This window comes from Shewanella sp. KJ2020 (assembly GCF_024197625.1).
Lineage (GTDB): Bacteria > Pseudomonadota > Gammaproteobacteria > Enterobacterales > Shewanellaceae > Shewanella.
In genome coordinates this window covers 75,631-95,168 of sequence record NZ_JAKUKD010000030.1, presented here as the reverse complement: position 1 = coordinate 95,168, position 19,538 = coordinate 75,631, and the positions used below count along the sequence as shown (strand labels likewise).

Genomic DNA, 19,538 nt, shown 5'->3' with positions numbered 1-19,538 from the left:
CGCTTTAGGACTTAAATAATTCTGGCTTGGCATAGTGCAGACGACTCCAATGTTCGGGGCAAGCGTAATAACTTGCCATCACCAACTCCCTCAAACCTAAATAAGCCGTTTGCAAGAGGGCAAAATAGCTGTGACGCCAACTTTCGAGCATTTGGGTTAACTCGGCAGGTGAGCGCAGCAGCAGTGGCGTCATACTCGAGGTCAACACCAATAACCCAAGACGATTTTCGAGCATAGCTAAGAGTTCAAATAACTCGGCCTGCTGCTCATCCGGCAGCACAGAAATCGATTGGTTGATGGCATCTAAAGTACGGTTCTGCGCCGCCAGTTTGTGAGTCGCCACATCGGGGAGTGCCCCTTCAAGCATCACAGGCAAGAGCACGCTAAATAACAGACGATAATCTTTAGCTTCATCCTCATCGGGCACACTAAACTCCGGAGAATAGAGGTTGACCCCTAGGGCTAATGCTGCCGTTCCGGCAAACGTGCCCAGTAAAAAGGTACGTCTATTCATCTCGTTCTCCTAAAACGTTTAGTGATAAACAATTGTGCTACAATAACCGCGGATCTAAATTAAACACACGTTTTAATTTTCAGCAATAGTCGATACCAAGATAAAATCCCATGTTAAATACCTTTATGCCGCCTTGGTGGGCCAAGAGTCCCCATATACAAACGATTTTGCCCGTATTCACTAAAGTGGCCAAACCTGTGCTGCAAAGACAACGCCTAGAGCTACCCGATGGGGATTTTATCGATCTAGATTGGCAAGGATCCCCACAGGAAGGCACGCCAATTGTGGTGATCATCCATGGTTTAGAGGGAAGTTCCCAGTCACATTATGCCAGACGCATACTCCTCGCCTGCAAGGAGAAACAACTCACCGCGGTAGTGCATCACCATAGAAGTTGTTCCGGTGAAAGCAATCGCCTCGCCCGCAGTTACCACAGCGGAGATACGGATGATTTGCAGTTTAGCCTATTGAAACTACAACAAAACTATCCTCAATCACCTCTACTCGCCGTAGGTTACAGCTTAGGTGGCAATGTACTGACTAAATACCAGGGCGAATATCAAGACGATAGCCTATTAACTCGAGCCGTCGTCGTCTCGGCGCCGCTACAATTATCGGCCTGCGCTAAACGCCTAGAGAATGGCTTTTCAAAAGTGTATCAGAGCCATTTAATCAAACAGTTACAACAAAAAATCAGCCAAAAGTTAGCCGATCCGGATTTGGCCGATACGATTTCCCTAAGTCAGATGCAAGTCGCTCAACTGCATACCTTTTATGACTTCGATGACAAAGTCACCGCGCCGCTACACGGTTTTGCAGGTGTTGATGACTACTATGCCCGAGCCAGTGGTTTACCCTTTGTTAGCCGTATCACAAAACCCACACTGATACTGCACGCCAAGGACGATCCCTTTATGACAGACGATGTGATTCCGCATCCTAGCCAAGTGTCTGAGCATGTTGAATATGAATTACACGCCTATGGTGGCCATGTCGGCTTTATCGAAGGTGGCACCCCATGGAAACCCCGTTACTTTCTCGAACGGCGCATTTTAGATTTTTTACTTGGCGATAATCATTAACGCTTTGCCACAAGGAAACCCTATGCTTGTTCCCTATGAAGCCCTTTTACAACTGCCAAATGAAACATTGGTAAATTTGATCCGTGAATATCTGTTTGGCCAAGTGGAGGATGGCAGCTTTGCCAGCCTCGATGAGCAGGAATTATCCCAAGCGATAGTTCAATGTCAACAAGCACTTAAACAAGGTAAGCTAGTGTTAGAATACAGTGAGGATGACGAATCCTTTGCCATACGCCCCGCTGATCAAATTACCAAACGGCAAGATTGACCCACACCGCCACTGTACCGTATAAATAGAACTCGTGGTTTTATCGCTTGCCATAAGCGGCTCTTTTGGTTCCCAGCTAGGTAGAAAAAATGTCAGCAAAACATCCCATTATTGCAGTTACTGGCTCGTCCGGTGCAGGAACCACTACAACGACAACGGCCTTTAGCCATATTTTTCGCCAACTCGGGATCAATGCCGCCTTTGTCGAGGGGGACAGTTTTCACCATTACACCCGCGCTGAAATGGAAGTCATGATCCGCAAATCCCAAGCCGAAAACCGCAACCTCAGTTACTTCGGCCCTGAGGCCAATAACTTTGCCCGTTTAGAACAATGCTTTCGCGATTACAGCGCCACCGGCCAAGGTGAAACCCGTAGCTATTTACACACCTTTGACGAGGCCGTGCCCTTTAATCAAATGCCCGGCACTTTTACCCAATGGCGGCCACTCCCTGAAAATACCGATATGCTCTATTACGAAGGTCTACACGGCGGCGTAGTGACGGCGGACGCCAATGTCGCCCAGCATGTCGATTTACTTATCGGCATGGTGCCCATTGTTAACTTAGAGTGGATCCAAAAAATTATTCGTGACACCTCGGAGCGCGGCCATAGCCGCGAAAAGGTCATGGGCTCAATTGTCCGCAGTATGGACGATTATATTAAGCACATGACGCCACAGTTTTCCCGCACCCATATCAACTTTCAACGGGTGCCGACGGTTGATACCTCTAACCCTTTCAGTGCAAAAGACATTCCTAGCCTAGACGAGAGCTTTGTGGTGATCCGTTTCCGCGGTATCAACAATGTCGATTTCCCCTTTTTCCTGAGTATGATCCAAGGCTCTTTTATGTCGCGGGTTAACACACTTGTTGTCCCCGGCGGCAAAATGTCCCTCGCAATGGAGTTGATCCTTACGCCATTAATTAAGGATTTGATGGAGAAACGCCAACAACTTAATACCCCTGAGGCGAATTAATCTAGCGCATATTTTCAGAGGGATTTGACTAAAGGCTAATGAAATAAAGTCTTTTTTAGCAATAGATTAAGCTTGATTTAAGCCATAGAAGTTACTCTTATCGGCATCGGGATTTCAGGCGAAAGAACGATAGTTGGCATACTCTTGGGAGTTAATTCCCCCATCTTGATCTGTTGATTCCCTTGAGTATGTCAGCAACCTTCAAAACAATTTTTAGCAGTTAATCCCACATCCATACTTGATCTCTTGATTTCCTTGAGTATGTCAGCAACTTTGAACAAAATAGGTTCTAGGTTCTAGGTTCTAGGTTCTAGGTTCTAGGTTCTAGGTTCTAGGTTCTAGGTTCTAGGTTCTAGCAACCCAGCTTCCTAACAGTTGCAAAGCAACGCCCTAGATTCTAGCAGCAGCGTTTTTTGCTGCGCCCTAGCCGCGAGCTTGCGAGCGTCCTAGAGCCACGCAGTGGCGGCCTAGTAGACCGAAGGTCGTTCTAGATTCTTATACATCACCATACACTCTAAGGCGATCCCCCGGGGTGAGCAGTAAATTGACTCCTCCTCCAAACCTTCACCACCAAAACCACAGTGGCGATAAAAATCCACCGCATTCAAGGTCGATTCCAGCCTGAGTTGGGCAATCCCCTGATTAAAAGCCATATTTTCAATAAATTGTAGCAGCGCCTTACCTACTCCGAGCCCCATGGCATCGGGGGAAACAAACAGCGCTTCTAACTGGGCATAGGGTGCATCGAGCATAGCTGTGCCTACGACTTTTTTATCCAGAGATTTATCCGTAAGTAGTTCAGCCAGATAAAAATGGGCATCGACGATACGACTAAACTGTTCAGTCAGTTCGCCTTCGGTCCAAATTTGCAGATCGCTGGCGGCATAAAATCCGGCGCAGCCTTTATTGATGGCGGCATTGCGGATATCCCAACAGGCCTGAGCATCGGCTTTAGTCGCTTTTCGTATTGTTATCATCACGTTTCCTGATAAAACATCTCTGCCGTAACATGCCATGAAGCCGTATAAACACCAAGTAAATGATTGGCCTAGCATTTCACCCAATAAAAAACCGCCCGAAGGCGGTTTTACATCAAGGCGGCAGAAACTTATGGCTCTACGCTAGCCTAGCTTATGGTTAGTTATAAGTTTGAGCAGCTATTAAGCTTTAATCAGTTCACTGATAGTCAATACGCCGTGGGTCGTTGCACCCGCGCCCCACAGTGCAGAAGCCGAATCTTCAAAAGCGCCAGCTAAATCAACGTGTAACCATTTAGCTTCGGGTGATACAAAGCGCCACAGGAAGCCCGCAGCATTGGAAGCCCCGCCCGCACCGCCGCCTTTGACCGGACGACTGTTCGCCGTATCGGCATAGGCCGATGGGCACATTTCTTTATGCCAAGGGTCAAGCGGCAGCGGCCATACGCGCTCGGCAACGCTAGTGGCCTTTTGCTGCGCCAATTGCAACACATCCGCCTGTGGTGAGAAAATCGCGTTGTAGTTTGAACCTACCGCCATCACAGCGGCACCTGTTAGGGTCGCCGCATCGATAATGAAAGGCGCGCCCGTGGCAGAGGCTGCTTGCAGACCATCGGCCAGCACTAAACGACCTTCCGCATCGGTATTGACCACTTCCACTGTCACGCCATTTTTATAGGTCAGGATATCGCCAAGTTTGTAAGCGCGGCCACTGATCAGGTTTTCAGCGCAACATAAGAAGAGTTTAATCCGTTTGTTTAGACCAGATTTGATCGCCAAACCGAGTGCGGCTGTGACTGTCGCCGCGCCGCCCATATCGCATTTCATGCCTAACATGCCTTCGGAGGCTTTGATGCTGTAGCCGCCTGAGTCGAAGGTGATACCTTTACCCACAAGCGCCACAGATACTGGAGCATCGGCGGCTAATGGGTTGAAATCTAACTCTAACATCGCCGGTGGACGCTCACTACCACGGCCCACAGCATGAATACCAATCCATTGTTCTTCGAGCAGCGCTTCGCCTTCGATAATCCGATAGCTGACCTTAGCACCACCGATATCGGCTAACCATTTGGCCGCTTGTTGGGCCAGTTTTACTGGCGATAGGTTTTCAGGCGTATCGTTGATCAGTTGACGGGCAAAGGTGGCCACATCCAGTCGGCGCTGTAATTCGGCTTGCACCGCATCATCACCACACCATTGAATTTGATAGCCCGTTTTCGCAGTTGCAAAACCTTGGGCGAACACCCACTGGCTATTCAGATCCCAAAGCTGTCCTTCCAATGCAACACTGCTAATGCCTTGGCTACGCAGCTTACGCGCCGCCATTTGAATTTGGCGCAGCTCATCGCCACCCGCTAAATGAATTTGCGCCCCTTCGACGCTAAAAGTCACATCGGCCTTGCCCCAGTGGGCTGCGGCGGTTTCTTTTGTTAGTCGCACTTTCATTATGTCGGTCACTTTTAGTTCACTCATTAGGGATCCTTATTTTTCGATTCGTTTTAGAATAATCAATCAGCACAATCAATCAGCAATCAGAACAAACTTTATGGCGGCAGTGTACTGCTAGCCGACGGCGACGCAAAGCGATTGGCGGAAGTTACTCAGGTAAAATCTGTAAACATTTGCGAAATTTGCTAGTCTTTGGGACTAATAATTATCGAGATAGGTTAAGGGCATGCGCTTTACTCCAGCACTAATGCAGGGAAAATTACTCAGGCGTTACAAGCGCTTTCTGGCCGACATCGCACTTGCCGATGGCACGGAAATCACCATCCACTGCCCCAATACGGGCTCGATGCGCAATTGCCTCTTTCCCGGCGAGCCAGTCTGGTTCTCAACCTCCGACAATCCTAAACGCAAATATGCCCACACCTGGGAACTGATGGGCACCCCAGAGGGTGGGCTCATCGGCATACATTCGGGGAATGCCAATGCACTGGTGGAGGAAGCGATTAAGCAGGGCATCATCAGCGAACTCTCGGGTTATGACAGCCTAAGGCGCGAAGTCAAATATGGTGATGAAAATAGCCGCATCGATCTTTTGCTCGAGGGGGCTCAAAAACCCGCCTGTTATATAGAAGTCAAAAGTTGTACTTTACTCGAAGGGGAGCAAGGCTATTTCCCCGATGCGGTGAGTCTACGCGGCCAAAAACATTTGCGGGAATTGATACAAATGGTCAACCTCGGACACAGGGCTGTGTTGCTTTTTGTGGTACAACACACACAGATCCACAGTGTCGCCCCCGCGGAACATATCGACCATGAATATGCTAAGTTACTGAAAATGGCGGCTTTAGCGGGAGTGGAGGTCTTGGCCTATCGCTGCGAAATATCCCCCACAGAGATACACCTAGCCCAAGCATGCCCAGTCCGAGTATGATGTTAAGATCCAGTAAATTTAAAATTAAATTCAATTAGCGAACATAGTCATAAATTTCAATGATGGCGAACTGAAAAATTTGCCTCGTTGTGAAGATTCTGATATAGATAGCGGCCGTTCTTAAGGACGCCCTACAAACGCAAATGATTACAGGAGATGCGTTATGCCTGAAGGCACCAAAAAACTTGGCGTACTCGCTATCGCAGGTGTAAGTCCCTACCAGGAAAAGCCGGGTGAGGAGTATATGAACGCTAAGCAACTGGGTCACTTCAAGACAATTCTTGAAGCTTGGCGCAATCAGTTGCGTGAAGAGGTCGACCGTACTCTGAGTCACATGCAGGATGAAGCAGCAAACTTTCCCGATCCTGTTGACCGTGCAGCGCAGGAAGAAGAGTTCAGTCTTGAACTTCGTGCCCGCGACAGAGAACGTAAGCTGATCAAGAAGATCGAAAAAACACTGCAAAAAATCGAAGAAGACGATTTCGGCTTCTGTGATTCCTGCGGTATCGAAATCGGCATCCGCCGTCTCGAAGCGCGTCCAACGGCCGATCAATGTATCGACTGTAAAACCCTTGCAGAGATCAAAGAAAAGCAAATGGCGGGTTAAGCTGCCAAACTGGGCGGGGTCTCCCCGCCTACTTGTTTTTAAAGGCTAGGTAATCCATCTAGTTTAAGCCACGCTCACTTCATTTTATTCCCCGATTCGCTTTTATCTTTGTGTCCCTCTAAAATACGTCCACTTTTTACCGTTGCAACTTTAAAACGCCATCTAGCAGTTATGTTAAAGCCATTGAATTCTAATTTATCAAGCCAGCCCTATGTCGGCCGTTTTGCGCCCTCCCCCTCGGGTGCGCTGCATTTTGGCTCACTGATCGCCGCCCTAGGTAGCTATTTACGGGCCCGCTCCCTCAGTGGTCAATGGCTTATCCGTATCGAAGATATTGATCCTCCTCGGGAAATAAAAGGCGCTGCGGACGATATATTACGTACCTTAGAAGCCTATGGTTTGGAGTGGGATGGCGCAGTGCTCTATCAAAGCAAACGCACTGAGGCCTACCAATCACACATAGATCTTTTACTAGCCCAGGATAAAGCCTATTTCTGCCAATGTAGTCGCAAGCTCATTCAATCTATGGGGGGTATCTACGATGGCCGTTGTCACAGCTTGCTACGAGCCCACACATTCGGCGCAGTGCGGATAGTCAATACGGCGCAAGTGCAAGAATTTGATGACAATCTAATGGGTCATATCTGTGTCGATACCCCATTTGCCACGGAGGATTTTATCATTAAGCGCAGCGATGGCTTGTATGCCTATCAGCTCGCAGTAGTACTGGATGATGCCTATCAGGGGATCACCGAAGTCGTGCGCGGTTGTGATTTAATCGAGGCCAGCTGTCGCCAATTAAGCCTATATCAGACCTTTGGTTTAACGGCGCCCGAGTGGCTACATTTGCCACTCGCCTGCCTGACACCTGGATTTAAACTTTCAAAACAAAACCATGCACAGGCCATAGATAAACAACACCCTCAAGCCAGTCTAAATGCGGCACTGGCGTTTTTAGGGCAAAAGCGCGTTGAAACCAGCGGCTCTGTGGCACAAATGCTTGAACAGGCCGTGGCCCAATTTCAGTTATCGGCCATTCCTAAACAAGCCGAGATACTGATTGAGCCCTAAAGCCATTCAATACTGAGCTAGCTTTACTTTCTGTAAATCGCGGTGTTCAGCGGATGCAAATGACTGCGTTCAAAAGATACAAATGACTGTGATCAACAGCAGGACTCTTGGCTTAGGGTAAACATAGCGATATACCCATTGGGCGACAATTGGTATATGATAGCCGCCAGATTTTTAATCACATAACAGATCACATTTCGAGGTGTCCCATTTTTCGCCGTATCAGCCAATTCTGCAAGCAGCTATTTGAAGACGCGCCTAAAACGACCGCTCCGACTCCAGCTCAGATTGAACCCCAAATCCCTGAAGTTTCTTCCGGTACCTTAAGCTTGGAGTTAGTGCCAAGAGATGCCCATTCCATCTCCCGCAAACAAATTAGCGAAAATGCACTTAAAGTATTGTACAGACTAAATAAATCTGGCTTTCAAGCCTATTTGGTCGGTGGCGGTGTGCGTGATTTACTCCTCGGGCTCGAGCCAAAGGATTTCGACGTTGTGACCAACGCAACGCCAGAGGAAATCAAAAAACTGTTTCGCAATTGCCGCGTTGTTGGCCGTCGTTTCCGCCTTGCCCATATCGTCTTTGGCCGCGATGTAATAGAAGTGGCGACTTTCCGTGGTCACCACGGTGAAAGCAACGAAAAAGTCTCTAAGGCCAATTCCGAAGGCCGCTTATTGCGCGACAACGTCTATGGCGAAATTGATGAAGATGCCGAGCGCCGCGATTTTACTGTAAACGCCCTCTACTACGATATCAGCGATTACTCCATCCGCTGTTACGGCGGTGGTATGAGCGACCTCAAAGCCGGCACCTTAAGGCTGATTGGCGATCCTGAAACCCGTTACCGTGAAGATCCCGTGCGTATGCTCAGGGCGGTGCGTTTCGCCACTAAACTCAGCATGAGTATCGAAGAAGTCACAGCTAAGCCTATCAAACAGTTGGCTCCGCTGTTAAAGGACATTCCCGCCGCGCGTATGTACGAAGAAGTGCTTAAACTCTTCTTTGCAGGCAAAGCCTTAGCCAACTTCGAACTGATGCTGGAATACAAGCTATTCGCGCCGCTGTTTCCACAAGTCGATGCGGTACTCAAAGAAGATCCCAAGGGTCCAGCGATGAAGATGGTGCAAGCCATCATGAAGAGCACTGACACCCGGGTAAACGAAGATAAACCCGTTACCCCTTCCTTCTTCTATGCCGCCATTCTCTGGTATCCACTGCGCCAACGCGCCGAAGATATCGCCGTTGAAAGCGGTTTGACCTTATACGATGCCTTTTTCGCCGCCATGGGCGATGTAATGGAGCAGCAATGCCAAACCATCAGTATTCCACGCCGTTTTAGTACGCCCGCGAAGGACATTTGGCAGTTGCAGTTACGCTTTGACCGCAGCCAAGGTACCCGCGCCTTTAAACTGATGGAACATCCAAAGTTTAGGGCCGCCTATGACTTACTATTACTTAGAGGCGAAGCCGAGGGCGGTAATGTCGCTAAGAGTGCTGCCTGGTGGCAACAGTTTGTCGAAGCCGATGAAAGCGAGCGTTTAACCATTGCGCGCAGCGGTAATAAGGCACCTGGGAATCGCAATCGTAACGCCACCCAGCGCCGTCGCCGTCGCCCCAGCGCACCTAAAGCGAACGCAGCAGAATAATGACCCGAGTGTTTGTCGCCCTAGGGGCTAATCTTGAGGATCCTAAGACGCAATTGGACAATGCCGCCGCCGCCTTGTCCGCCCTTGCGCAGGGAAATAGCCTAAAGGTTTCCCCCTATTATTGCTCGGCACCCATGGGGGATGTCGTCCAGCCAGACTATGTCAATGCTGTAGCCAGTTTTGAAACGGATCTCGCACCGTTGGCCCTACTCGATGCCCTGCAAAAGATTGAAAACACGCAGGGACGAGTACGTAAAGAACGCTGGGGGCCGAGAACCTTAGATCTCGACTTGCTGTTATATGGCGATGAAATCATCGACGAACCTAGGCTTAAAGTCCCCCATTACGGTATGAAGGAGCGCAGTTTTGTGTTAGTCCCTCTGGCCGCCATCGCTCCCGATCTTATCCTGCCCTGTAAAACTGCCCTTAGCAGTCTTATCAGTGAAAATATCTTGGCCGAGTTACAACTACTGGGCATTGATCATTGAAGTCCGTCCCCAGTTAGCTTATAACACCACTTCTATTTTGGTTTGAAGATCATCCATATGTCTAAAATTACTAGCTCAACCCTGTTGAAATACAAACAGGAAGGTAGAAAATTCACGGCACTGACAGCCTATGATGCCAGTTTTGCCAGCGCCTTTGATGGCGAAGGTGTCGATGTACTGCTTGTCGGCGACTCTTTGGGAATGGTTCTCCAAGGCCATGATGATACCTTGCCCGTGACCACGGCCGATATCGCCTATCACACCCGCTGTGTTCGCCGCGGTATCGAACGTGCTCTGCTGATCGCCGATATGCCCTTTATGAGTTACGCCACGCCGGAACAAGCTATGGTCAACGCCACTGAGTTGATGCAGGCAGGCGCGAACATGGTCAAAGTTGAAGGTGGCCACTGGTTACTCGAAACCGTCACTAAGCTCACCGAACGCGGTATTCCCGTGTGTGCTCACTTAGGCTTAACGCCTCAGTCAGTCCATGTATTTGGTGGCTTTAAAGTCCAAGGCCGCGATGCCGAAAATGCCCAGCGTATCCTCGATGAAGCGAAAGCCTTAGAAGCAGCCAGCGCTCAACTTTTGGTTGTGGAATGCATTCCTGCGCCACTCGCAGCGGCGATCACCCAAGCCTTAACCATTCCAGTGATTGGCATTGGCGCCGGCGCATCGACCGATGGTCAAATTTTAGTAATGCATGATGTACTAGGTATTTCAAGTGGTTATATTCCACGTTTCTCGAAAAACTACCTAAAACAAACCGGCGAAATTCGCTCGGCCGTGCGTGCTTATATCGATGAAGTTGCCCAAGGAACATTCCCCGGCGACGAACACACTTTTAACTAATAACCGATTTATGCAAGGTAAGGCCCAATGATCACTAGCGCCCATATTGATGATATTCGCACCCAAGTGCGTGCATGGCGTGCCAAGGGCGAGACAGTCGCCTTTGTGCCCACCATGGGCAATCTCCATCAGGGACATATCACTTTAGTGAAACAAGCGGCACAAAAGTGTGACCATGTGGTGGTATCGATTTTCGTCAATCCAATGCAATTTGGCCAAAACGAAGACCTCGATGCCTACCCACGCACACTGGAAGCCGACAGCCAAGCACTTATGGCTGCGGGGGCAAAGCTGCTATTCACGCCAACGCCTGCCATTATCTATCCTAAGGGATTGGCGCAGCAAACCTATGTCGAAGTGCCAGGTATTTCCGATGTGCTCTGCGGCGCAAGCCGTCCTGGGCATTTCCGCGGTGTTGCCACTATCGTCTGTAAGCTCTTCAACATAGTGCAGCCCGATGTGGCGCTATTCGGTAATAAAGATTATCAACAGCTATTAGTGATCAAAACTATGGTTGAAGATTTATCATTACCGATTGAAATCATAGGAGTAGATACCATACGGGAAGACTCAGGCCTTGCCATGAGCTCGCGTAATGGCTATTTAACGGCCGAAGAAAAAGCGGCGGCGCCCGCACTGAAAAAAGCCATAGATGCCATGGCGCAGGGGATTTTGCAGGGTGAAACGTTCGAGCAGGTCATTGACCTCGCAAAGGCTAGCTTAGTCGCGGCAGGCTTTACGCCGGATTACCTAGAAGTGCGCCACGCAGATACCTTAGCCAAAGCAGAACCTCAAGATAAAGCGCTGGTGATTTTAGCGGCGGCGTATTTAGGTAAGGCTCGCCTTATCGATAACTTAAGGTTTGACCGTTAATGGTGCAAACCCAGTGAAAAGGAGCTTAGGCTCCTTTTTTTTATGCCTAATACCAATTTGGTGCTAAATAAGGCTAACGTCAAAAAATATCCATAGTCAAAAAACTGGTGTTATTCTTAAACTTACGCCATAGTAATGGCTAATGTTAACACTAAGTAACAACTAAACCTGCTGTTATGGGTTCACGCCAACTATAGTGTTTTTATAGTACAACGGCTCAAATTCAATCAAGTACCATGCCGATACGATAAGTTAAGCTATCACCCAATATACAAAGGATTTGTAGTCGAATGGCTAGACTCATATTGACCCTTATTTGCGTTATGCTACCGACAGTGACCCAGGCCAATACTGTCTATAAATGCCGTAAGGACGACAAGGTCGTCTTTAGCCAAACCGCCTGCCCGCAGGAATATAGCCAACACAAACTTGAGTATCAGCTGGGTATAGTCACAGAAATTGATTCAGACAAACAGGATAAACCAGTCGATCCGCTGCAAGCCCTGCTAAATAATCAAACCCTCTCTAGGGAAAAACTACTGCAATTACTCGACGGAGAAGTCTACCGTCTTAAGCAGGAAAACAGTTACTTCGAGATACTTAAGATTAGCGAGCTGCAAAAGCTAGAGCGTCAACGCTATTGGCGCAACAAAGCGAAAGACGATCCGGACTATGTCAGTCAAATGAATAATATTAACGACCACTTCAATGGGCTGATCCTCAACAACGATACAGTGATGCAGCAATTATCCGCTCGAAAAACCCAAATCCTTACCGAAACTGACCCCAAACCCGAATAAATCCCCAGTAATAGAAAAGGCGACCCTAAGGTCGCCTTGTATTTAGAATTGAGCCACGATAGGGGCTGAACACAAAGTCCCTTCCGTTTCACACACTTGGTAAGTCACGCTGCTTGCCGTGGTTGTGAAACGATCACGGTAGTTACCATCATTTTCAGTGGTCGCTACCCGCTCACCATCACGATAAATCGCAACGGTTTCACCTAAGGCGCTGTCCCAAGCAATATCCACCATAGCGCTGCCACGGCGTGAGACTAATGCACGCGTGACCTCAGCATTGATGTTGTGTGCATAGACTTGCACTTCCATGGTGACAGTATTGCTGTGCTCTTGCGCGTCAGTCACAGTTAAAGCGACTGTGTAAGTGCCCGCTGCAGCAAACACATGGCTTGGGTTCATTTCTGTTGAACTTGAGCCATCACCAAAGTTCCAGCTATAGCTGACGATATCATCGTTTGCATCGGTACTAGTGTTCGTAAAATCAACACTTAACCCTTCGACGGCAAACTCAAAACCAGCGACGGGTGCTGCGGGCGAAGCCTCGCCTAAACCACTGATAACAAGGCCCCAGTTGTTGAGCGTACCCGTGTCAGCCGCGGCATTGTCATCCACAGTTAAGGACCAAGTCCCCTGTGCATTCTCACCGTCAAATGCACTCAAGTCCCAACTCTTAACGATATTGTCGGCGCTGCCACCATCACGGTTATGCAGTACGACTTCAGTTCCCGAAGGAGAGGTTAACACCACCCGTAGATCACCAATCCAAGTGTGACTGATATTCACATCGGCAGTCACAGCAAAAATCTGCACATCATCGGCCACTTCAATAGTGCTGACAATACCGTTGCTGTTGTTATCCGGAATAGCGACAGAGTTCTCATTGCCATAACTAAAGTCATTTAAGCCTTGCGGGAACACATTGAGTGAAACCACTTTAGACTTCTCGATCGCGCCATCATTGCCCGTCACGGTAATACTGTAATCCCCCCAAGCGGTTTGTGCGCTTGTCGCAACGTCTAAGGTAAATGAACCACCCGCTGATACGGTTGAGCTAGATAACGAAACGCCTTCGAGTGCAGGTGAAACACTGACAGTCAGTGCGACGTCACCATCCCAACCCGCTACACTGCCCACACTGAAGTTGTAGCTTGCTGTACTGCCCGCTTCGACCGATTGTGATGCCGGTGACACAGTGAACTTATAACTTGGTGAGGGATTGGCCTGCTCTAGGGCATTTGCCACATTGAGGCGGGTTCCGGCGACGGTTTTACCAGTTAAATCGGCGTTAGCATCGCCGGAGGCCATCAACAGTGCTTTCATCTCCACTGGCGTTAAGTCGGGGTTGAGTGACCAAACGAGTGCCGCAGCGCCCGTCACATGAGGCGTCGCCATGGATGTGCCGGAATAGGTAGCGTAAGCACCACCAGGAACCGTCGACAGAATCGCCGAGCCAGGCGCGCCCATATCCACACTCGTTAATCCCCACTGGGAGAAATCAGACATATGATCGTTGCGATCGGTACTGGCGATCGACAGCACTACATCGGAATCATAGCTTGAGGGATAGTGTGGGCTGACATCATTATCGACGGCATCGTTACCTGCCGCCGCCACAAATAAAATCCCCGCCTCTCCGCCAGCATCAATAGCATCCTTCAGGGCTTGGCTGAAGCCACCGCCACCCCAAGAGTTGTTGGTTGCTTTGATATCAACACCATGATTTACTTTTAAATTTGTGAAGTAATCAATACAAGCAATAGCCCCCGCCGTTGAGCCGTAACCATCGGCATCGAGGAACTGGCAAGCCGCAATTTTCACGTCCCAGTTTACCCCAACCACACCCACACCATTGTTACCCTTAGCCCCAATAGTGCCGGATACATGGGTGCCGTGACCGTTACCATCCATTGGATTACCGTTATCATTTACGGCGCTGTAACCGTGAATATCATCGACCACACCGTTACCATCGTCATCCACACCATTGCCTGCAATTTCGCCCATATTGACCCACATATTGGCTTGCAGATCTGTGTGGTTATAATCCACACCCGTGTCGATCACGCCGACGACCACATCTGCACTCCCTGTGGTGATATTCCATGCTTCCACCGCATCGATATCGGCGTCGGCGCTGCCGCCGCTCTGGCCAGTATTATTCATGCCCCAGAGGCTCGCAAAACTCGGGTCATCTGGGGTGCCAATCGCTTTGAGAATGTAGTTAGGTTCGGCATATTTCACTGCGGGATGACGGCTGATCACCTTAATGGCATCTTCAATATTGGCGCCTTTACGCAGTGCCAAACGAGCCAATTTTCCGTTTAATAGATGGCTGAATTTATCATCCACGCCGTCGGCATTAGCGTCGGTTAAAGTGCCGCGGATCAAACGCTGGGCAGCGGTTCGCTCCGCCTTGGTGGCATTGTCTTTATACACCACAAGAATCGAGTCTTTTTCGTAGACAGGGGCATCCTTAGCCATTGCGGGTAACGCTGAAAACGTCATCGCACCCGCAATTGCTAGGGCCAGTGGTGAGAGTTTTATCGACATAACAAATTTCCTATAGTCCTTTACTTTGAGGTTCCGGCACCACAATCCCGCAGCGTCCTCCAATAACAGAGTGCCAAGGAGAACTGACAAGGTAATAACCGGCGTGTTTACCTGCAAATTGTTGCCATAATGTTTCAGTTTTAAAAAGGTGCCGCTGAGTAAATACGACTTAACTACTAGACCTAGTTGGCTAGATAAAACCCCCAATTTAATCGCAAATCCTAAATAAACAAATTTAGATTCAATTAATTAGCCAGAGATAATCCCGCTGAGATTTAACTTAGACCTAGATAAATAAATACCCTTTCGGCCAATTGTCTCTCCCCACTATGACTCGTACCTTGGTGCCTGAGTTGAAGGGGTTATATTCGCCCCTTCCCAAACACCTATGCATACAAGGGGTCTTTTGTGCCAAATCCATATTCACGCTTTTTGGTACTGCTCATCTTGTTATGTAGTTGTATGACATCGTCCCATGCAGCCGATGTCAGCGAGTTGCCAATCACTCTGCAAGCTCTTCTGGAACGTTCTGGGCGCGATAATCTTATCGACCTAGTGCAGCAAGGAAGCGCGAATCAGAGTTTACTGTTCCAATCCGGCAGCAATAACGACGCCTATGTGACGCAAGTGGGCATGGATAACAGCGCCCTTGTGACTCAGATTGGTTCAGATAATGAAGTCCAACTACTGCAAGTCGGCACTCAAAATACGGCTTCGATTACCCAGATTGGCAACGACAATCTGGTGCAATTGAACCAACTAGGAAGCGGCAATTTTTCGATAGAGCAGATTGCAGACGGTGCTGCAATCACAATTACTCAATATTAAACAGGGAGAGTCACATGAAATCACAAGCTAAAAAGTCATTAATTGCGTTAGCGATCACGGCGGGTTTAAGCGGTCATGCACTGGCAGCAAGTTCCGTCAGCGATATAGGTGTTACCCAAACAGGCCAAGGCCAAGAAGCACTCGTGGCTCAAACGGGCCTGCTCAATGCCACTTCTCTGGTACAAACGGGTAATGACCAAACCGCAACCGTACTGCAGGATGGGGTATGGCACGAGGCTCAAGTTAACTCAACTGGCGATGCCAACGATGTGACTGTTAGCCAACAAACCGATTGGCATGTGGCAAGTGTGAATGTCACTGGCAATAACAACGAAGCCGAAGTGACTCAGGATGGTTTCTACAACCAAAGCAGCAACGATGTCGTTGGCAATGACAACCTGGTTTCTGTTAACCAATTAGGTGAAGTTAACGAAAGCTATGTTGAAATCACAGGTCATCAAAACAGCGCCTTTGTAGAGCAAGAGGGTGATACCAACTTAGCCGTATTCCGTGTTCAAGGCGATAATAACGATGGCGACATCAAGCAATACGGTGACAACAACCAAGCGGGTTTAATTGCACTCGATCTGACCGCGAACGTTGGCAACAATAACGATGTGTCTGTTGAGCAAATTGGTAATAATAACTTTGGTGCAGCTAAAGGTATTGCAGGTGACGACAACAGCGTTGATATCTATCAAAAAGGTGATAATCACACTGGCTTTGTTTACGCATTAGCGGGTAGCGAAAACGATATCACTATGAAGCAAGAAGGCAGCAATAACACTGCTTATCTTTCAATGACAACAGGTGATGACAACAGTGTCGATATCGCCCAAGACGGCGATAGCAATACCGTAGGCGATACCTTAGTGGCCGATATTCAAGGCAACGATAACGACATCAGCATCAAGCAACAAGGCGACAGCAACGGTGCTGAGTTCCAAGTATGGGGCGATAGCAACGACGTTGACTTAAAACAGCGCGGCGATACTAACTTCGCCACCTTTGGCGCTTATGGCAACGACAATGACTTCGACCTATCTTCTAAGGGTGATAACAACGAACTCGTTGCCTTCGCAACCGGTGGAGACAACAGCATTGAAATCAGCCAAGAAGGTAATGTGAACTTTGCCTATGTCGATGCAACGGGTAACGACAACGAAGTCGATGTGGAACAAGATGGCGACCAAAACGAAGCCATTATCACAGTGGTAGGTAATAACAATGCCGATGTGACCGCGCTGCAACATCGTGGCGATCTGAACCTTATCGATTTGATTATTGAAGGTGATGAAAACTCAGCGCAAATCACTCAATCAGGCAATGGTAACTGGGTGGGTGGCGATAGCGGTAGTTCATTCGCGGCCAGCTCATTTGCTGTCAGTGGCGATAACAACAGCTTACTCATCAGCCAAACAGGTAATGATAACTTAGTGTTAGGCTCGCAAGCGGGTGATAACAACAGCATCAGCGTGACCCAATCGGGTGATATGAACGTTGCGACTGTAGTGCAATACTAATCTTTATCGATAAATCGCCTTTAGATTAAAGGCTGTCAATAAAAACGGGAACATTATCAATGTTCCCGTTTTTATTTATGTATGGGTTAATCGCTTATCTTTTAACTACAACTGCGGGATTATGATAACGGCAAAAGCTCGCCCTAACTGCAAAACTCAAAATGGGTTTGGTAGGTCTGCGCCCAACGTAACAACTCAACACGGTTACGGGATTGGGTCTTGCGGAAAATAGAAGAGATATGCGCTTTCACTGTATGTTCGCTAATGCACAATCTGTGGGCGATTTCTTTATTTCTTGCGCCACTGGAAACGAATTGAATAATGGTCCGCTCACGGGATGTTAGCATTTGCAGCATAGCCACAGTATCGGCGGGTATCTCATTGTTACCATCTAACTTTTGTACGACGCGGCGAAACATTTTGCTCAGTAGGGTTCTATCGTACCAAAGCTCATCGGCCACCATTTTACGTAGCCCAGTCAACATCAAATCCATCCGCTGATCAGCAAATAAAAGACCACGAATACCGAGTAACATAGCAGACTCTTGATCTAAGGAATTGCGTTCAACTTGATAGAGTGCAACGGGAAAATGGGACACTAAACGGGACGCCAACAGAGGAATACCTTTGTTGTCTAATGCCGCCCCTTTTTGCGCGATCAGGCAAAAACTGTGGGGGCTCTTCTCTAAATTCAATTCAGCAGCGTGTTTAACTATCCGTGTTTTTAGTCCCATGGACTCTGCGAGTATCGCTAAATGGCAAGGTGCAGCCACTTGATGTAAGAAAACCAACTCATTGATTGTGCTCACTTAACTCTTCTCCCTGAAAAGTACTTGTTTCTCTTTTGCATGAAACTGATGAAAATTGCCTGCAACGCAGGCATTAAACATTTCATTAACCTAGCCATTTTGACTAGTTACCCAATGAATGCCATAGCCCAAATGTACTAATAATCACTATTTATATGTAGTACGTTCGACTAACTCACTAAGATATACAGCCTATAGAGTGATAAATACTAAACCGTGACAAAGAAGATGTCAGTCACTACACATTAGCCTATACCCAAACAACCTGAAGATGCAGGATTCAGCGGGAATTTAACGCACTTTAGGCAAGGCGGTTATTTGCAGACCTAGCGGGCTAAGTTAAAAATAACCAACGCTGAATAAAGTGCGTTAAAACCCGCCGGAACGGAGCGCCTAGGGCACTCCACTTCCGTGTTGCATCAATTCAAAAGGTGGCCGACATTCTTTCATTGATGCGCCTTGAATTGAAGCACCCTCGGCGCTCTGAAACTCGTATCTTCAGGTAGCTTGGGTATATATAAACATCAATCGAAAGTTTACACAAAAATTTAACATTAAGTTCTGTGTTCTGGAGAGTGGTAATGCCCTAAAAGTCAGCACTTTGAGGGCATAAATTCCCATATTAAGAGTAATTAACTAAGAGTAACTGGCTAGGAGAACTGGCTAGGAGTGTGCCAACAGCTTAGCGATTTGCTTATCCTGCTGGCGAGATAACAGCAGCAACGCCACTATCGCACCTATTAATGCTAAAAACATATCGGATTGGGTATCCCATACATAACCTTGGGTGCCTAAAAAGGCCTCGGCGCCCTCACCCGTTGCAGCCGCAACCCACCATTCAATCAACTCATAGAAAGCTGAAAATGCTAATACAAAACAAGTCACCAAAAATGCACACCAAGCACCAGGCTTAACGGCTTGATTACGTAACATAATTTCACGCGCCAACAGCGCAGGGATAAAGCCTTGGGCAAAATGACCTACCTTATCGTAATTATTGCGCTCCGATCCCATCCACTGGGCAATAGTGTCGAACAAAGGCACCTCGGCATAGGTGTAATGGGCGCCCACAAATAAAACACTGCAATGTACTAGGATTAGAAAATAGACTAAGGGTGTGAGTGGAAAGCGTTTACGAGTAAAAAATAAAATGGGTACTGCCACTAATGCGGGCAAGGCTTCGAGCCACCAGGTAAAAGGATCTGCGGGATTTATCGCCGACCAGACGAGAACTGAGAGGTAAATACCGCACCAAGCAATTTTGTTATTCAATGTTTTTTCCTCTTATGC

At 48.2% G+C, this 19,538-nt stretch carries 19 protein-coding genes; 13 read left to right on the top strand and 6 right to left on the bottom strand.

What is annotated here, in order from left to right; all coding sequences use genetic code 11:
• Positions 1-4 precede the first annotated feature (4 nt).
• Positions 5-514: a TAT leader-containing periplasmic protein gene (locus tag MJO46_RS15805; protein WP_253990146.1), complete on the bottom strand. Its 510-nt coding sequence runs from the start codon at positions 512-514 to the stop codon at positions 5-7.
• Between the two features lie 110 nt (positions 515-624).
• Here MJO46_RS15805 and MJO46_RS15800 point away from each other — a divergent pair, with 110 nt between their 5' ends.
• The 3 genes from MJO46_RS15800 (at position 625) to MJO46_RS15790 (ending at position 2,841) form a co-directional block, all read left to right on the top strand.
• A complete protein-coding gene (locus tag MJO46_RS15800; protein WP_253990145.1) occupies positions 625-1,596 on the top strand; it encodes a hydrolase in 972 nt (323 codons plus the stop codon).
• A 22-nt stretch (positions 1,597-1,618) separates the two neighbouring features.
• Positions 1,619-1,864 (top strand): YheU family protein, encoded by a 246-nt coding sequence (locus MJO46_RS15795; RefSeq protein ID WP_253990144.1) that lies wholly within the window; start codon positions 1,619-1,621, stop codon positions 1,862-1,864.
• Between the two features lie 89 nt (positions 1,865-1,953).
• Complete coding sequence (locus MJO46_RS15790; RefSeq protein WP_253990143.1) at positions 1,954-2,841, top strand: phosphoribulokinase; 888 nt, start codon at positions 1,954-1,956, stop codon at positions 2,839-2,841.
• Positions 2,842-3,308: 467 nt separating this feature from the next.
• Here the strand turns inward: MJO46_RS15790 and MJO46_RS15785 are convergent, their stop codons facing one another.
• Both MJO46_RS15785 and pepB read right to left on the bottom strand, forming a co-directional pair.
• Positions 3,309-3,818, bottom strand: a complete 510-nt coding sequence (locus MJO46_RS15785) for a GNAT family N-acetyltransferase (RefSeq protein WP_253990142.1) — start codon at positions 3,816-3,818, stop codon at positions 3,309-3,311.
• 183 nt (positions 3,819-4,001) lie between these two features.
• Positions 4,002-5,294: an aminopeptidase PepB gene (gene pepB / locus MJO46_RS15780; RefSeq protein ID WP_253990141.1), complete on the bottom strand. Its 1,293-nt coding sequence runs from the start codon at positions 5,292-5,294 to the stop codon at positions 4,002-4,004.
• 202 nt (positions 5,295-5,496) lie between these two features.
• Here pepB and sfsA point away from each other — a divergent pair, with 202 nt between their 5' ends.
• From sfsA to MJO46_RS15740, 8 genes are all read left to right on the top strand, one after another.
• Positions 5,497-6,201: a DNA/RNA nuclease SfsA gene (sfsA, locus tag MJO46_RS15775; RefSeq protein WP_253990140.1), complete on the top strand. Its 705-nt coding sequence runs from the start codon at positions 5,497-5,499 to the stop codon at positions 6,199-6,201.
• Positions 6,202-6,364: 163 nt separating this feature from the next.
• Positions 6,365-6,808, top strand: coding sequence for an RNA polymerase-binding protein DksA (gene dksA, locus MJO46_RS15770; RefSeq protein ID WP_007644947.1), 444 nt, complete (start codon positions 6,365-6,367; stop codon positions 6,806-6,808).
• Between the two features lie 171 nt (positions 6,809-6,979).
• Complete coding sequence (gluQRS, locus tag MJO46_RS15765) at positions 6,980-7,879, top strand: tRNA glutamyl-Q(34) synthetase GluQRS (protein ID WP_253990139.1); 900 nt, start codon at positions 6,980-6,982, stop codon at positions 7,877-7,879.
• A gap of 149 nt (positions 7,880-8,028) precedes the next feature.
• Complete coding sequence (locus tag MJO46_RS15760; RefSeq protein WP_253990138.1) at positions 8,029-9,525, top strand: polynucleotide adenylyltransferase PcnB; 1,497 nt, start codon at positions 8,029-8,031, stop codon at positions 9,523-9,525.
• Positions 9,525-10,013 (top strand): 2-amino-4-hydroxy-6-hydroxymethyldihydropteridine diphosphokinase, encoded by a 489-nt coding sequence (gene folK, locus MJO46_RS15755; RefSeq protein ID WP_253990137.1) that lies wholly within the window; start codon positions 9,525-9,527, stop codon positions 10,011-10,013. The genes MJO46_RS15760 and folK overlap by 1 nt, the downstream gene beginning before the upstream one ends.
• 57 nt (positions 10,014-10,070) lie before the next feature.
• Positions 10,071-10,865, top strand: coding sequence for a 3-methyl-2-oxobutanoate hydroxymethyltransferase (panB, locus tag MJO46_RS15750; protein ID WP_253990136.1), 795 nt, complete (start codon positions 10,071-10,073; stop codon positions 10,863-10,865).
• Positions 10,866-10,892: 27 nt separating this feature from the next.
• Entirely contained in the window at positions 10,893-11,738 is an 846-nt protein-coding gene (panC, locus tag MJO46_RS15745; protein WP_253990135.1) for a pantoate--beta-alanine ligase, read from the top strand.
• A 290-nt stretch (positions 11,739-12,028) separates the two neighbouring features.
• Positions 12,029-12,538 (top strand): DUF4124 domain-containing protein, encoded by a 510-nt coding sequence (locus MJO46_RS15740; protein WP_253990134.1) that lies wholly within the window; start codon positions 12,029-12,031, stop codon positions 12,536-12,538.
• A 42-nt stretch (positions 12,539-12,580) separates the two neighbouring features.
• On the opposite strand, the gene MJO46_RS15735 is transcribed toward MJO46_RS15740, so the two are convergent.
• Complete coding sequence (locus MJO46_RS15735; protein WP_253990133.1) at positions 12,581-15,088, bottom strand: S8 family serine peptidase; 2,508 nt, start codon at positions 15,086-15,088, stop codon at positions 12,581-12,583.
• Between the two features lie 408 nt (positions 15,089-15,496).
• Between MJO46_RS15735 and MJO46_RS15730 the strand changes: the two genes are divergently transcribed.
• Both MJO46_RS15730 and MJO46_RS15725 read left to right on the top strand, forming a co-directional pair.
• Positions 15,497-15,916, top strand: a complete 420-nt coding sequence (locus tag MJO46_RS15730; RefSeq protein WP_253990132.1) for a curlin — start codon at positions 15,497-15,499, stop codon at positions 15,914-15,916.
• A gap of 14 nt (positions 15,917-15,930) precedes the next feature.
• Entirely contained in the window at positions 15,931-17,439 is a 1,509-nt protein-coding gene (locus MJO46_RS15725) for a curlin (protein ID WP_253990131.1), read from the top strand.
• A gap of 143 nt (positions 17,440-17,582) precedes the next feature.
• Here MJO46_RS15725 and MJO46_RS15720 read toward each other — a convergent pair whose 3' ends face one another.
• On the bottom strand, positions 17,583-18,248 hold the full coding sequence (locus MJO46_RS15720; RefSeq protein ID WP_253990130.1) for a LuxR C-terminal-related transcriptional regulator: 666 nt from the start codon (positions 18,246-18,248) through the stop codon (positions 17,583-17,585).
• 663 nt (positions 18,249-18,911) lie between these two features.
• Positions 18,912-19,520, bottom strand: coding sequence for a DUF2238 domain-containing protein (locus MJO46_RS15715; RefSeq protein WP_253990129.1), 609 nt, complete (start codon positions 19,518-19,520; stop codon positions 18,912-18,914).
• Between the last annotated feature and the right edge of the window lie 18 nt (positions 19,521-19,538).

What these genes read in the sequence shown, in the direction of transcription:
- MJO46_RS15805 (WP_253990146.1), bottom strand. Translation starts at nt 514, where the DNA reads ATGAATAGACGTACCTTTTTACTGGGCACGTTTGCCGGAACGGCAGCA.
- MJO46_RS15800 (WP_253990145.1), top strand. Translation starts at nt 625, where the DNA reads ATGTTAAATACCTTTATGCCGCCTTGGTGGGCCAAGAGTCCCCATATA.
- MJO46_RS15795 (WP_253990144.1), top strand. Translation starts at nt 1,619, where the DNA reads ATGCTTGTTCCCTATGAAGCCCTTTTACAACTGCCAAATGAAACATTG.
- MJO46_RS15790 (WP_253990143.1), top strand. Translation starts at nt 1,954, where the DNA reads ATGTCAGCAAAACATCCCATTATTGCAGTTACTGGCTCGTCCGGTGCA.
- MJO46_RS15785 (WP_253990142.1), bottom strand. Translation starts at nt 3,818, where the DNA reads ATGATAACAATACGAAAAGCGACTAAAGCCGATGCTCAGGCCTGTTGG.
- pepB (WP_253990141.1), bottom strand. Translation starts at nt 5,294, where the DNA reads ATGAGTGAACTAAAAGTGACCGACATAATGAAAGTGCGACTAACAAAA.
- sfsA (WP_253990140.1), top strand. Translation starts at nt 5,497, where the DNA reads ATGCGCTTTACTCCAGCACTAATGCAGGGAAAATTACTCAGGCGTTAC.
- dksA (WP_007644947.1), top strand. Translation starts at nt 6,365, where the DNA reads ATGCCTGAAGGCACCAAAAAACTTGGCGTACTCGCTATCGCAGGTGTA.
- gluQRS (WP_253990139.1), top strand. Translation starts at nt 6,980, where the DNA reads ATGTTAAAGCCATTGAATTCTAATTTATCAAGCCAGCCCTATGTCGGC.
- folK (WP_253990137.1), top strand. Translation starts at nt 9,525, where the DNA reads ATGACCCGAGTGTTTGTCGCCCTAGGGGCTAATCTTGAGGATCCTAAG.
- panB (WP_253990136.1), top strand. Translation starts at nt 10,071, where the DNA reads ATGTCTAAAATTACTAGCTCAACCCTGTTGAAATACAAACAGGAAGGT.
- panC (WP_253990135.1), top strand. Translation starts at nt 10,893, where the DNA reads ATGATCACTAGCGCCCATATTGATGATATTCGCACCCAAGTGCGTGCA.
- MJO46_RS15740 (WP_253990134.1), top strand. Translation starts at nt 12,029, where the DNA reads ATGGCTAGACTCATATTGACCCTTATTTGCGTTATGCTACCGACAGTG.
- MJO46_RS15735 (WP_253990133.1), bottom strand. Translation starts at nt 15,088, where the DNA reads ATGTCGATAAAACTCTCACCACTGGCCCTAGCAATTGCGGGTGCGATG.
- MJO46_RS15725 (WP_253990131.1), top strand. Translation starts at nt 15,931, where the DNA reads ATGAAATCACAAGCTAAAAAGTCATTAATTGCGTTAGCGATCACGGCG.